This window comes from Leisingera sp. ANG-M7 (assembly GCF_000813965.1).
Lineage (GTDB): Bacteria > Pseudomonadota > Alphaproteobacteria > Rhodobacterales > Rhodobacteraceae > Leisingera.
Map to the genome: position 1 here is coordinate 168,002 of NZ_JWLI01000016.1, position 13,347 is coordinate 181,348.

The following is a 13,347-nucleotide window of genomic DNA, read 5'->3' on the forward strand; positions in this document are numbered from 1 at the left end:
CCTAGCGTTTGCCCTGCGCCCAGAGAAGCGCGTCTTCCAGCCGGTCGTCGCCCCAGAACACCTCGCCCGCCACGACGAAGCTGGGGGCGCCGAAAATGCCCAGCGCCATTGCTTCCTCGGTTGCGTCCGCGAGCATTTTGACCGTTTTGTCCGACACCGCCTCTGCCAGCACCCTGCCCGGGTCCTGGCCCGCGGCCTGCAGGCTGGCGGAAAGGTTCGGGTCCTCGCCCGCGGGCTGGCCGGCCTCGAACCAGCAGCGGTAGGCGGCCTGGGTATAGGCCTCGCCCCAGCCCTCTGCCACGCCCAGCGCCGCCACCTGGTTGGCCAGCACCAGCTCCGGCAGCGGATAGGGCGCGGGCAGCCGCACATGCAGGCCGTAGCGCCCGGCGCGGCGTTCGATGTCACGCCACATATAGGCGGTCTTTTCCGGCTTGTCCTTGAACGGGATGTTGTTCTGCACCGTCATCACATGGCGCACGTTGAATGGGCGCCAGCGGACGGGAATGCCGGCCTGCGCCGCCGCGTCGCCTATGCGCATCACCGTCAGGTAGCTGTAGGTGCTGCCGATAGAATACCAGAAATCCAGTCCGGGCATGGGGGCCTCCTGTCAGTCACTCCTGCGGTAGAGTTTAGCAGCGGGACGCAGTTTATCCACACACACGGCCTGCCTGCCCCCTGCTGTTGCAGGCTGTTTTGTGATAGAGTTGCGGAAGCGGCGGGTGAGAAAACCCGCGTCCTGGGGCCCTGTGCGAGCAGCAATTGCCAGCGAGGGAGGGGACATTCATGACACGATCCACCAAGGATAGCGCGGCGCTGGAGTATGCCGCGGGCGGCGGGCTGCTGAGCCGCCGGATGCTGCTGGCCTCAGCCGCAGCGGGAGGCGCCGCGGGGCTGCTGCAACCGAGCATGGCCCGCGCAGAAGCAGAGATCCCGGAATGGACCAAAGCGGCGGGCGCGCGGGCGCGTGGTTATGGCGCACCCGCGGCGGCAGAGTCCGCTGTGCAACGCGCCATTATCGAACCCTGGCAGGATGTGGCGCCGGCCTTCAGCCTGTCGGGCACGCCGCATCACAAGCTGCGCGGCACCATCACCCCCAGCGGGCTGCATTACGAGGTGCACCACGGCGGCCGGCCGGACATTGACCCGGCCCGCCACCGCCTGATGATCCATGGGCTGGTGGAACGCCCGCTCCAGTTCGACCTGGACGTGCTGGAGCGCTATCCGATGGTGACGGCGACCCATTTCCTGGAATGCGCTGGCAACAGCCTGTTCAACGCGGTGATGCCTGAGCCGATGCAGGCGGGCTGCGACATGCTGCACGGGCTGGTGTCGAATACCGAATGGGCAGGCATTCCCATGCGCGTTCTGATGGAGGAAGCTGGGGTGAAGCCCGAGGGCAAATGGGTGGTCGCCGCGGGTGCTGACGGGCCGAGCCTGGCGCGCTCCATCCCGATGGAAAAGATCATGAGCGACGGGATGCTGGCACTCTATCAGAACGGCGAGCGGATCCGGCCCGAGCAGGGCTATCCGATGCGGCTGCTGCTGCCCGGGTTCGAGGGCAACATGAACATCAAGTGGCTGACCAGCCTGTGGGTGACGGAGGCGCCGGTGCATACCAAGGATGAATCGGGCGAATACACCGAAATCCTCGCCGATGGCTCCTCCCTCCAGTTCACCTTTGCAATGGGGGTGAAGAGCTTCATCACCCATCCGTCTTCGACCATGACGATGAGCGGGCCGGGGTTTTACGAGATTTCCGGGCTGGCATGGACCGGTTCCGGCAAGGTGGCCAAGGTTGAGGTGTCAGCCGACGGCGGCACCAGCTGGGCCGAGGGCGCACTGGCAGGCCCGGTGCTGCCGCAAGCGCTGACGCGGTTCAGCCTGCCCTGGCACTGGGACGGATCACCGCTGGTGCTGATGAGCCGCGCTTGGGACGAGACCGGCGCAGTGCAGCCTCCGCGCGCCGACTGGAAGGCGCGCTATCACGCGTCGAACTTCCTGCACTACAACGCCATCCAGCCCTGGCAGGTCACGGCAGAAGGAGCGGTTCAGAATGTCTATCTTTAAATGCACCGCCACCGCCGCCCTTCTGCTGACAGCCGCTGCCGCCCGGGCCGAAGGGCCGGGGCTGGGGCAGCCATTGGAAGCCGCGGACATTCCGTTTTACGCCACCTATGTAACGCCTGAGGGCACCGGCCTGCCTGCTGGCAGCGGCACTGCGGCGCAGGGGGCGGAAATCTATGCTGCGAAATGTGCCACCTGCCACGGCGCGACCGGCAGCGAAGGCCCGGTGATGCCGCCGGTTGGCCCCAATGACATCTGGGCCAAGCCCGCGGGCAGCTATTGGCCCTATGCCACCACGCTGTTTGATTACATCCGCCGGGCGATGCCGCTAGAGGCTCCGAAGTCGCTGAGCGATGACGAGGTTTACGCGCTGGCGGCCTATATCCTGGAGCGCAACGGAGTGATTGATGAACAGACCGCGATGACGGCAGAGACCCTGCCTGCGGTGAAGATGCCGAACCACGGCAATTTCCTGGACGTCTGGACCAAGCAGGGCGCGAAGCCCTGGTGAGGACGAGCCGGGCTTAGAACTTGCCGTTGTCGTTCTTCCACTCGCTGCGCGGGGGGATGGCCTCGATGGTGTCCCAGTGCTCGGCGATCCTGCCGTCCTCGATGCGGTAGAGATCGTAGAAGCTGGTGTGGATGCCGCCCCGCTGGCCCTCGCAGGCGCAGAGCACGAAGTTGCCCTCTGCCAGCACCCGGTGGAGATGCTTGTACCGTATCGCGGGGATGCCGCTTTCTATGGCTGACAGTGCGTCATTCAAGGCAGGCAGGCCGTCGGTCAGATCCGGGTTATGCTGGATGAGGTCTGCACGGACGTAATCCGGCAGCAGGTCCAGCTGCCGCTGGATCAGCACCAGCTCCGTGTAACGGCGCGCCAGAGAGCGGTTTTCCCCGGTCTTATGCAGATCGGTGATTTCCGTGGCGCCGTCCTGCATGCCGCGCCCCGACGGACTGGGGCCGCGCAGGGGCTGGATATTGTCCCAGTGCTCTACCGCCTTGCCATCCTCAAAGCGGAACACCTCGAAGGCTGCGCGCAGCGAGGAGAAGTCATATTCGATATGGGCAAAGGCAAAATCACCATCCTCGAACACCCGTTTGAAGGTGACGCGGGGCGAGGTCTTGGCCAAGCGGGCGAAAAGCACCGCCAGCCCCTCGCTGCCCTCATGGGTTTGCGGGTTGTGCTGGATGTACTTTGCCTCGTTCACAACGGCGGCGGAGGCCGGGTCGCCGGTCTCCAGCCCTTTGAGGAGGGTTTTCAGCAGGTCCTTTTTCGATGCCATCTGTGCCGTCTCCTCCATAAGGGGCCATGGTCCCTATCCTGCCCCGTCCATCGCAGTGGTGCAAAGGGTCAGTGCCGGTGCCAGAAGTTGCGCAGCAACGCGGCGGTCTCCTGCGGGTGGGTGATTGGCAGCATGTGGCCCGCGCCCGGCACCGCAGTGTGCGCGGCATCCAGGCGGCGGCTGAGGCTGCGGGCGATGGCGGGGATCACCGGCGGGCTGTCCGCGCCGGTCAGGATCTGAACCCGCATGGCGACCGCATCCAGCGCGCCCGGGGCCAGGATGCCGTTTTCATCGTCGTAAAGCGTGCCGTGGCTGCCTATCACCGCCGGCATGGCGCGCAGCATTGCCGCACGGGCAGGCTCTGGCAGGTCTGGCCATTTCACCTCGCCGGTGCCCCACATGCGGTTGAACAAACGGGTTGCCAGTTCGCGGTCGCCAGACGCCCATGCAGCTTCAGCCGGCTGGCTGGCCTCCTCCAAAGCGGCAAAGGCTGCGGGGTCTTCGCCGCGCGCAGCAGCAAACAGCACCGGCTCGATCAGGGTGAGGCTGCGTACCAGGTCCGGCCGGGCCATCGCCATCCGCAAAGCCACCGTGGCGCCGAAGGAGTGGCCGACGAGGTCCACGGAGGCCGTCAGCAGCGAAAGCCCTGCCTGCATGTTCAGCAGCTGGTAGTTGCCCTGCCCGTCCCAGTCCGGACTGCGGCCATGGCTGAGCATATCGAAGGCGGACAGGGTGACCTCCTCCGCCATCTGCTCTGCCACCCCGCGCCAGGCGCCGGAGTGGGCCAGCGAGCAATGCACCGCCAGCACGGGGCGCGGGCCGTTGCCGAAGTTGCGGTGGTACACCTGGGGGGCGCGGCACGAAGTTTGACGCGGGGTTGAAGGGGGTTTCCCGGATGCCACCAAAAGCTGTTTCTCCCGCTTAGAACTATGCGCGAGGGTAAGTGCATGATAAGCGGGGTTCAATATCACGAATCTGACACATTGCCATTGCTGCCTGGGGATAACAGCCAATGCCGACCTTGAACGAACCCAAGCTGATTGCTGGGAACGCCAACCTTCCTCTTGCCCAAGCCATTACCCGCCGCATGAGCATGCACCGCGGTGTCGACCAGGGGCTGGTGGATGCCCGCGTCGAGCGGTTCAATGACGGCGAGATCTTCGTCGAAGTCTATGAGAACGTCCGCGGCGAGGACATGTTCATCATCCAGCCGACCTCGAACCCGGCCAATGACAACCTGATGGAGCTCTTGATCATCGCCGACGCGCTGCGCCGCTCCTCGGCCCAGCGCATCACCGCGGTGATCCCCTACTTCGGCTATGCCCGCCAGGACCGCCGCACCAAGGCGCGCACGCCGATCTCGGCCAAGCTGGTCGCCAACATGCTGACCGGTGCGGGCATCGAGCGGGTTCTGACCATGGACCTGCACGCGGCGCAGATCCAGGGCTTCTTCGACATTCCGGTGGACAACCTCTATGCCAGCCCGATCTTTGCGCTGGACGTGAAGGACCAGTTCAAGGACCGGATGGGCGAGCTGATGGTGGTGTCGCCGGACGTTGGCGGCGTGGCCCGCGCCCGCGAGCTGGCCAAGCGCATCAACGCGCCGCTGTCGATCGTCGACAAGCGCCGCGAGAAGCCCGGTGAAGTGGCGGAGATGACCGTGATCGGCGACGTGAAGGACAAGATCTGCCTGATCGTCGATGACATGTGCGACACTGCCGGCACCCTGTGCAAGGCTGCCCAGGTCCTGTTGGACAACGGTGCCAAGGAAGTGCACGCCTATATCACCCACGGCGTGATGAGTGGCCCAGCGGTTGAGCGCGTCACCAACTCGGTGATGAAATCGCTGGTGCTGACCGACTCGATCCAGCCGACCGAAGAAGTGAAGGCTGCGCCGAACATCCGTATCGTGCCCACCGCACCGCTGTTCACCCAAGCGATCCTGAACATCTGGCACGGCACCAGCGTTTCGTCGCTGTTCGAGGACAAGACGCTGGTTCCAATCTACGAGAGCCTCTATTCCAACGGCGGCTGAGGAAGCCCTGTTTGAAGGATTTGAGAAAGCCCCGCCGTTGTGCGGGGCTTTTCTTTTACGGGGCAACGCGGCGACGGCCTGCGGACAGGGCAACGGTCAAGGCCGCCAGTGCCATCAGCGAAATACCCGCTGCAGCAATGCCGAATGTGCCGCCGTAGCCCCACCGGGCAATGGCCGGCGTGGTGAAGAACGGCGACAGGAACTGACCGCAGAACACCGAGGCCGTGAGGATGGCGCCCGCAGTGCCGCGGCGCCCGGACGGAGCCAGCGCCAGGGCGATCGCGACAAATCCCGGCGAAACCGTGGCGTAGCCGATGCCGACAGCCATCGCGCCTGCGAGGGACAGGACGGCGCTGCCCTGCTGTGCCAGCACCGTGAACCCCAGAGCAAGCGCGCCATAGCCGAGGGCAAATACGGCACTGTGCAGCAGCCTGGATTTGAGCCGGCCGTAAAAGAGCGCGGCGATACCACCGCAAAGCGACAAGAGGCCCAGCCCGGCCCCGGTCATCAGCGCGCTGTTGAGGCCCTGGGAGGCAAAGAAGAACGGCAGCTGGGTCGGCATCATGAAGAACAAGCCATTGGTCAGCATCTGCAGTGCAGAGACGGCAATGACCAGCAGCAGCCAGGCCGGGTGGCCCGGTGTTTCCACCAGCCCTGCCCTGCCGGTGCTGCGCCGGGGTTCGGGGGCGTGGCGCCAGACGGTGTAAAGACACAGCACCGCCAGCCCGTAGATCAGGAACGGCAGCCGCGGCGACAGGGTGGCGACCAGCCCGGCGGTGCCGATGAAAACCAGCCCGCCGAAGTTGCGGGCGGAGATCTGCAGCCCGGTCAGGATCTGGCGGCTGGCACCGGTGAAATAGTCGCCGATCAGCGCGGTCTGCGCGGTCATGATCAGCCCGACGGCAATACCAAGTCCAAAGCGGCTGATGAGCATCAGGGGCAGGTCCGGCAGGTAATACCCCGCGGTGCCGCACAGGAGGAACAGCCAGATCCCCGCCAGCAGCACGGGCCGCCGCCCCTTGCGGTCGGTGAGCCAGCCCGCCAGCGGCGCGGTCAGCATCACCCCGAGCGAGGGCGCGGTGACCAGCAGCCGCACCAGGAAACCCGCATCAGGCTCCTCTGCAAATTCCCGCTCCAGCCCTGCCAGTGCCGGGCTGATCGTGGCGTTGGCCATCACCGTAAGGCTGGCGGCCATCAGCAGCGCAATGGCCTGGGGATTCCGCCAAAGGCTTTGGTTGTTGCTCGTCATCGGGGATTTTCCTTGTCCTGTCCGTTCAAGGCTGGCAGCCTGCCAATTGAAGCCAACTTGAGGTCAAGGATGAAACTTCTGGATATTGGTGAGGTCGCGGAACGCTCCGGCGTGGCGCCGTCAGCGCTGCGGTATTACGAGGACCTGGGGCTGATCACCTCTGCGGCGCGCAAGGGGCTCAGGCGGCAGTTCGGGCCAGAGGTCCTGCTGCAGCTGTCGCTGATCACGCTGGGCAAGGCGGCAGGATTTTCGCTGCAGGAGGTCGAGGGCATGTTCGGCAAGGACGGCCAGCCCGATCTGCCGCGGGACCAGCTGCACGAGCGTGCCGATGCGCTGGAGGCGCAGATCCGCGAGCTGACGCTGCTGAAGGAGGCGCTGCGCCATGTGGCGGACTGCCCGGCGCCCAGCCATCTGGAATGCCCGAAGTTTCAAAAGCTGCTGCAGGCCGGGTCGATCACGGCGGAGGTTTAATCGACGTCCCAATCGTCGGCGTGCGGCAGTTCGCCGATAGCCAGCCAGGCGGCGCGCAGGCGGGCGGCCCGGCTGTCGGCCCAGGTGCGGAAGACGACCTCGAACCCGTCGCAGGTGATACTTTCCGCCACCAGTTCCGCGCGGATCGGAGCGGTGGTGGCCATATCCCAGAGCGACACCGAGACATGCACTGCCGGCGGGCTGGCATAGGGCGTGCTGAAAGCAACCGGCTGGCGTCGCACCCGCGGCCCGGTGCCGGTCCACATTTCGCCGCCCTCCTCGAAATCCGAGAAAACGGTGACATCGCCCTGTTCGACCCCGGTCCGGGGATTACGCAGCCTTTTCATTCCAGTTCCCAAGCAGTTAGCCCGCTTCTCAGAGTAAGTCATACAGCTGGATAATCCAGAAACCAGCCGAAATACGGCCGAATATGTGGCCTTTCGCGCACGGCGGAATACGGCGGTGCTGCAGCCGCGTTTCCCTTAACGGCACGGGCAGAAACGGCCAGAACGAGGGAAATTTCCCCTCAACCGTCCATATCTCCCCGAAACGGGCCATTCTCCCCGAATGTCGCAATATCTGTGGATTCCGGCGCGCTGGCATCGAGTCCGCGGCGGCGATCTCTGGTGTGTATTCGCATCCGCCAATGCCAGGCGTTTTTGACCCAAGGGAGGAGAAACCCCGTGTCACCATCTGATCCGAATACCGCAAAACCCGGTCTGGGACTGGCGCTGCTGCCGATCCTGCTGACCCTCTTGGTGCTGGGCATCCAGCTGTTCTATTTCGGGGATTTCACCCCGCATATCCCGCTGGCGATCGGCATTGCCATCACCGCGCTGGTCGGCCTGAAGCTGGGCCACAAGTGGAACAATATCGAAGAGGGCGTGTTCCACGTCATCAATATCTCGCTGCCGTCGGTGTCGATCTTGATTACCGTCGGCATGATCGTCGGCATCTGGATTGCCAGCGGCACCGTGCCGACGCTGATCTACTATGGCCTGAAAATCCTGTCGCCGGAGCTGTTCCTGGCTGCGGGCATGGTGCTGTGCTCCATTGTGTCGGTGTCGCTGGGCACCTCCTGGGGCACCGTGGGCACCGTCGGCCTGGCGCTGATGGGGATCGGCGCGGGTTTCGGCATTCCGATGTACTGGACTGCAGGCGCGGTGGTTTCCGGCGCGTTCTTCGGCGACAAGATCTCGCCGCTGTCGGACACCACCAACCTAGCCCCGGCCGTCACCGGCACCAACCTGTTCGACCATATCCGCAACATGCTGCCGACCACCGTGCCGTCGATGCTGATTGCGCTGGGGATCTACCTAGTTGTCGGCTTCACCCTGATCGACACCTCGCAAGTTTCGTTTCAGCGGATCGACGCGATCACCGCGGCGCTGGACGATGCGTTCTGGATTTCGCCGCTGATGCTGCTGCCTGCGCTGCTGGTCATCGTGCTGGCGGTGAAGAAGCAGCCGCCGATCCCGTCGCTGTTTGCCGGTGCTGTTGTCGGCGGCATCATGGCGATGGCCTGCCAGGGCGCGGGCCTGCATGAGACCTTCACCTTTGCCAACAGCGGGTATTCCATCGACACCGGCGTGGCGGAAATCGACCCGCTGCTGAACCGCGGCGGCATTCAGTCGATGATGTGGACCATCTCGCTGGTGCTGCTGGCGCTTGGGTTCGGCGGCGCACTGGAGCGCACCGGCTGCCTGCAGGCGATCATCGAGGTGATCATCGCCCGGGTGAAGAGCTTTGCCGGTATCCAGACCTCGGCCATTCTGACCTCGGTGGCAACCAACACCGTGGCGGGTGATCCGTATCTGTCGATTGCGCTGCCGGGGCGGATGTACGCACCGGTTTACCGTGGCATGAAGTATTCGCCGCTGAACCTGTCGCGCGCCATCGAGGAAGGCGGCACGCTGGTGTCACCGCTGATCCCCTGGAACGCGGGCGGCGCCTTTGTGATCTCGGCGCTGGCGCTGGGGATTGCCGACGGCAACTTTGAGAACCTGCTGTACATCCCGCTGGCCTTTGCCTGCTGGCTGTCGCCGCTCATCGGTATCTTCTACGCGATGACCGGGCTGTTCTCACCCAAGGCAAGCGACGACGAGATCGCGGCCTGGGAGGACAGCGGCGAGCCGGTGCAGGAACTGACCGCCTGATCCTTCCCCGCGCGCGCCGGAGCCTCCCCTCCGGCGCGCGTTTCACTGTGAACGCCCCATCTGTTAGGTTAGCGATATGACATTCCGCAGCTTTGTCCCGAAGGGTGCGGCCAGTTTCCGGGTCGATTACGACGGGCCGCCCAAAGACATCTACTTTCTGCTTCTGCCGAAGCTGACCATGCTGGCCTTCAGCGCCGCGGTGGAGCCGTTGCGGATTGCCAACCAGGTCACCGGCAAGGAGCTGTACCGCTGGTTCCTGCTGAGCGAGGACGGCGCACCAGTTCCCTGCTCCAACGGCATTGAAATCAACACCGGCATGGCGCTGGAGGACCTGCCGCGGGGCAGTTTCGGGTTTGTCTGCGCGGGCATCGAGCCATCGGAGAGCGCCAGCCCCAGGGTGCTGGCCTGGATGCGGCGGCAGAACGCCCACGGCAGCCGCTTCGGCGGCATCTGCACCGGCGCCTTTGCCCTGGCCCAGGCGGGGCTGCTGCAGGGGCAGCGGTTTACCCTGCACTGGGAGAACCAGCCGTCGTTCTCGGAGTATTTCCCCAGGCTGGAGCCGACTGCAAACCTCTATGAGATCGACAAGGGGCTGATGACCTGCGGCGGCGGCAATGCGGCCACTGACATGATGCTGGAACTGATCCAGACCGACCACGGCAAGGACCTGGCGGTGATCGTGTCCGACATGTGCATCCACTTCCGCTCCAACAACCGCGAGGCGCTGCAGAAGTCGGCCTATTCGGTGGCGCTCAGCAGCCGCAACCAGCATCTGATCAATGCCATGCAGTTCATGCATGAGACCATCGAGGAACCGGTGGAGGTTGGCGTGGTGGCAGAGCACGCGCAGATCTCGCGGCGCCAGCTGGAGCGGCTGTTCCAGCGCTATGTCGGCACCTCGCCGGTGCAGTTCTATATCGACCTGCGCGTGGGGCGGGCACTGGCGCTGCTGAACGAGACCAACATGACGGTGGCCGAGATTTCCGCCGCCACAGGCTTCAGCAGCGCCACCCAGCTGTCGATCCGTTTCAAGAAGCGATACGGGCAATCGCCCGCGTCCTTCCGCAAGAGCTGGGCCGAGAAAAAGGGTTAGGGTCAGGCCTCTTCGCTGGCGAGGGCGGTGCTGAGTTCGGAAATACGTTCGAGCCGGGCGGAAATGCGGTCTTGGAACACGCCAAGCTCATCAATGATTGAATTCAGCGATTCCCCGACATTGCCCAGCCGGGCGCATTCGATCTTGCACAGCACCCGGGTGGTGGTCAGCGCCATGAAATGGCGGTGCAGGGTCAGGCAGGCCTTTTGGATGCGCCCGGCCTCAAAGCGGACCGCCTGCAGGCTGGCGCGGGCTTTGCTGAACTGGACGTCCGTCAGGTCATTCAGAATGCCCTTCTCGCGGGGAATGTCGACGGCAGCGGCGGCGCTTTCCTGCTCCAGCTGGTGCCCGCATTCGGTCAGGATCCGGGCCAGGCCTTCGACGAAGATGGCCGCAGTCACCGTGCCCTTGATGGCGCGGAAGTTGCTGTCCTTGCCCCAGACGTGGGCTTCGAACCAGTTCGACATCTCGCGCGACATGGCGCTGTAGTTCTGGGAAAGCACCGTCACCGGCCCGCCGGCCGGTTCAATCCGCGAGGCGATGACCCGCAGGTTGTGGGGGATTGTGCGCATCGATTCAAAATCCTGCACCAGCGCCTCGGTCTCCTCAAACAGCTGACCGGCGGTGGCGTGCATCGCCCGGCGTTCCGCCAGACGGGCGCAAGGCGGCCGTTTCAGGCCGGTATCACGGGCCAGCAATTCCTCTGCCAGGGCATGGCCTGCAAAATCGCTGTAGGCGGCAAAGCCCAGTTCCTTCAGGCGGGCCAACAGGCGGGCGGCGCTGTCCTCGGGGCTCAGCTCCTCTGCCTGTTCGGCCTGGCGCAGGGTGCTGTATTCCTGCTGCACTGTCTTGAGCAGCGGGCTGGTCGGCTTGATCCGGGCCGAGAGGTAGCCGCCGTCGCAGGGTGTAACCACGGCAAACACCCAGTAATAGCTGCCGTCACGGGCGCGATTTTTGACATAGGCACCAACGGTTTCCCCGGCCTTGATTGTGTCCCACAACAGCTGAAAGACGGCACGCGGCATGTCCGGGTGCCGGATCACCTTGTGCGGCGCGCCCAGGAGTTCCTCCAGCGGGTATTTGGCGACCCGGGTGAACACGGCATTGCCGGCCCGGATCACTCCGCGGGGATCGGTGCGGGAAAAGAACACTTCATCAAGAGCAAAAGCCGATTCCCGGCCAGTGGATTGAGCAGCCAGCGCGCGGTCTTCAAAGGACACGTTTCAGTTCCTGTCAGTGATTGTCTCGTGCCGTACCTGTTTACCGGCCAGTGCTTGCCGAAATGCTAATGCGGAGCGGGTTGCGGGTGCTTTCCCGCCCCGGCATTTTCACCGTTCAGGCTGCGGCCTCCTGCATCTGCGCTGCGGGCTGGCTGCTGTCCTCAAGCGTCACCCCCAGACTTTGGCAGAGCGGCAGGCGGCGGGCGGCGAAATTGCCTGCGCGGGCGCGCAGCAACGCCAGGTTTTCCTCTTCGGTTTCCAGAACCCTGCCCTCGTGCTGCAGGCGCTGGCCCTGCGGGGCCAGGATGCGCCAGACCAGATCCGCCCATTCTGCCGGGGTTTCCAGCCCCTCGCTGCGCGCGAGCAGGAACAGCTGCTCGAACCGGTCCAGCTCCACCCCGCCGCCGGTGACCGGCGAAGCCAGATAGCGCAGGGTATCGCTGTCTTCGGCCCGTTTGCAAACCGCGAGGTTGAAGGCGCGGCAGGCGGCGGTCCGGCTCTCCAGCCCTTCCAGCGGCAGCGCGGGCGCGATCTGGCCGGCGCTGGCCAGCACCATCAGCATGCGGGTGATGGCACCCCACTCCATGGCGCCGAACGCGCCCTGATCCAGCAGGCTGCGCACCGTGGCCGGACCTGTGCTGAGCGCCTGCAGGACCGGTGCGTAGTCCGCTTGTTTCAGCGGCACATCCCGGCCGCGGTGGTGGAATTTGAGCGTCCCGCCATGGTAGGGCCGGGTCAGCGCCAGCGGGGTGGCGAACCAGGCGCCGATGCCGCCGCGCGGGGTATGGGCCAGCTTGCCCTTCACAAAAACGTCGGTGCGGAAGTGCTCGTTCAGCAGAACGTCGCGCAGGCCTTCACGCCGGACCGGATCGCTTTCGCTGTCCAGCAAGGCGCGCTGCTGCGGGTTGAAGCGGAGGGCATCGAGATTGTCCATCAAGCTGACAGAACCTGCAAAGCTGAGCTTGGCGGTGCCCAGTTCCGCGGCCAGATCCTCGAAGAAGAAGGGGGTCCAGTCCGTGTTGAAATACTCATGCGCCACGTAATTCGCAGGCATCGATGCCATGTGATCGAGGCGGGCAGCAACCGCGGGATTGCGCTCGAAATAACCGCCGCCGGTGCCGGCCAGCTGGCGGCCGAACGCCATCGCTTCCTGGATGCGTTCCGGCAGGGTGCCCCTGCCCTGTTCAGCCCGGGCCATCAGAATCCGGCGCAGCGGCATGGCGGCCGCCCAGCCGGGCTGGGTGTTGCAGCTGACATAGACCAGCCCGCCCGGTTTCAGACGGTCTGCGATAAAGCGCAGAATGTGCTGGCGGTTCTCCTGCGACACCCAGCTGTAGACGCCGTGCAGCGCGATGATGTCGAAGGACGCAGGCAGGCCGGAAGTCTCGCCGAAATCCTCGAAACTGCGCTCGTGGAAGCGCACGTTCTCCAGCGCCGCCTCCTGCGCCAGCTCAGCTGCGCCGGCAATATGCGAGGGACTGAAATCCATCGCATGGAATTCGATGTGCGGGTTGGCGGCTGCCAGCAGGTTGGCGGAGAAGCCCTGACCGCAGCCCAGCTCGCAAAAGGTGATGTTTTCGCCGTCCAGCCCGTGCCGGAGCCCCTGCGCGGTAGCAGCAAAGCCCAGCAAGGCCGGGGTCAGCTGGCGGTGGAAGTCGAAAGTGTAGTCGATGCCGGCGACATAGCCGGAGGTCCAATCTGTCACGGAGAATCCTGCTGTTTGGGTAAACGTCCTGCAGGGCAATTTCGGAAAATTTGGTGAGAATTGGGTTAAGG

General features: G+C 64.7%; 13 protein-coding genes. 6 read left to right on the plus strand and 7 right to left on the minus strand.

Translation table 11 applies throughout. The features are described from left to right. Window position 1: 1 nt before the first annotated feature. A complete protein-coding gene (locus RA26_RS17530; RefSeq protein WP_039185804.1) occupies window positions 2-595 on the minus strand; it encodes a 2-hydroxychromene-2-carboxylate isomerase in 594 nt (197 codons plus the stop codon). A 188-nt stretch (window positions 596-783) separates the two neighbouring features. Between RA26_RS17530 and soxC the strand changes: the two genes are divergently transcribed. Next, window positions 784-2,067, plus strand: a complete 1,284-nt coding sequence (gene soxC, locus RA26_RS17535) for a sulfite dehydrogenase (RefSeq protein WP_039185806.1) — start codon at window positions 784-786, stop codon at window positions 2,065-2,067. After that, window positions 2,054-2,575 (plus strand): c-type cytochrome, encoded by a 522-nt coding sequence (locus tag RA26_RS17540; protein WP_039185810.1) that lies wholly within the window; start codon window positions 2,054-2,056, stop codon window positions 2,573-2,575. Before soxC ends, RA26_RS17540 begins: the two co-directional genes overlap by 14 nt. A gap of 13 nt (window positions 2,576-2,588) precedes the next feature. On the opposite strand, the gene RA26_RS17545 is transcribed toward RA26_RS17540, so the two are convergent. After that, window positions 2,589-3,347 (minus strand): nuclear transport factor 2 family protein, encoded by a 759-nt coding sequence (locus RA26_RS17545; protein ID WP_039186018.1) that lies wholly within the window; start codon window positions 3,345-3,347, stop codon window positions 2,589-2,591. Between the two features lie 68 nt (window positions 3,348-3,415). Next, window positions 3,416-4,192 (minus strand): alpha/beta fold hydrolase, encoded by a 777-nt coding sequence (locus tag RA26_RS17550; protein WP_039185811.1) that lies wholly within the window; start codon window positions 4,190-4,192, stop codon window positions 3,416-3,418. Between the two features lie 167 nt (window positions 4,193-4,359). Between RA26_RS17550 and RA26_RS17555 the strand changes: the two genes are divergently transcribed. Beyond that, complete coding sequence (locus RA26_RS17555; protein ID WP_039185814.1) at window positions 4,360-5,382, plus strand: ribose-phosphate pyrophosphokinase; 1,023 nt, start codon at window positions 4,360-4,362, stop codon at window positions 5,380-5,382. A gap of 55 nt (window positions 5,383-5,437) precedes the next feature. Here RA26_RS17555 and RA26_RS17560 read toward each other — a convergent pair whose 3' ends face one another. Continuing rightward, on the minus strand, window positions 5,438-6,631 hold the full coding sequence (locus RA26_RS17560; protein WP_039185816.1) for an MFS transporter: 1,194 nt from the start codon (window positions 6,629-6,631) through the stop codon (window positions 5,438-5,440). 69 nt (window positions 6,632-6,700) lie between these two features. On the opposite strand from RA26_RS17560, the gene RA26_RS17565 reads away from it, so the two are divergent. Then, a complete protein-coding gene (locus RA26_RS17565; RefSeq protein ID WP_039185818.1) occupies window positions 6,701-7,102 on the plus strand; it encodes a helix-turn-helix domain-containing protein in 402 nt (133 codons plus the stop codon). On the opposite strand, the gene RA26_RS17570 is transcribed toward RA26_RS17565, so the two are convergent. Continuing rightward, on the minus strand, window positions 7,099-7,449 hold the full coding sequence (locus tag RA26_RS17570) for an H-type lectin domain-containing protein (protein WP_039185820.1): 351 nt from the start codon (window positions 7,447-7,449) through the stop codon (window positions 7,099-7,101). The two genes, RA26_RS17565 and RA26_RS17570, sit on opposite strands and share 4 nt — an antisense overlap. Before the next feature lie 336 nt (window positions 7,450-7,785). On the opposite strand from RA26_RS17570, the gene nhaC reads away from it, so the two are divergent. Together nhaC and RA26_RS17580 are read left to right on the plus strand one after the other, a co-directional pair. Continuing rightward, the gene (gene nhaC, locus RA26_RS17575; RefSeq protein WP_039185821.1) at window positions 7,786-9,258 is read left to right on the plus strand and encodes a Na+/H+ antiporter NhaC; all 1,473 of its coding nucleotides are present in this window, start codon (window positions 7,786-7,788) and stop codon (window positions 9,256-9,258) included. Window positions 9,259-9,334: 76 nt separating this feature from the next. After that, window positions 9,335-10,351, plus strand: a complete 1,017-nt coding sequence (locus RA26_RS17580; RefSeq protein WP_039185823.1) for a GlxA family transcriptional regulator — start codon at window positions 9,335-9,337, stop codon at window positions 10,349-10,351. A gap of 2 nt (window positions 10,352-10,353) precedes the next feature. Here the strand turns inward: RA26_RS17580 and RA26_RS17585 are convergent, their stop codons facing one another. Both RA26_RS17585 and RA26_RS17590 read right to left on the minus strand, forming a co-directional pair. Beyond that, window positions 10,354-11,571, minus strand: a complete 1,218-nt coding sequence (locus RA26_RS17585; RefSeq protein WP_039185826.1) for a PAS domain-containing protein — start codon at window positions 11,569-11,571, stop codon at window positions 10,354-10,356. Between the two features lie 115 nt (window positions 11,572-11,686). Then, the gene (locus RA26_RS17590) at window positions 11,687-13,276 is read right to left on the minus strand and encodes a class I SAM-dependent methyltransferase (RefSeq protein ID WP_039185828.1); all 1,590 of its coding nucleotides are present in this window, start codon (window positions 13,274-13,276) and stop codon (window positions 11,687-11,689) included. Window positions 13,277-13,347: the final 71 nt, after the last annotated feature.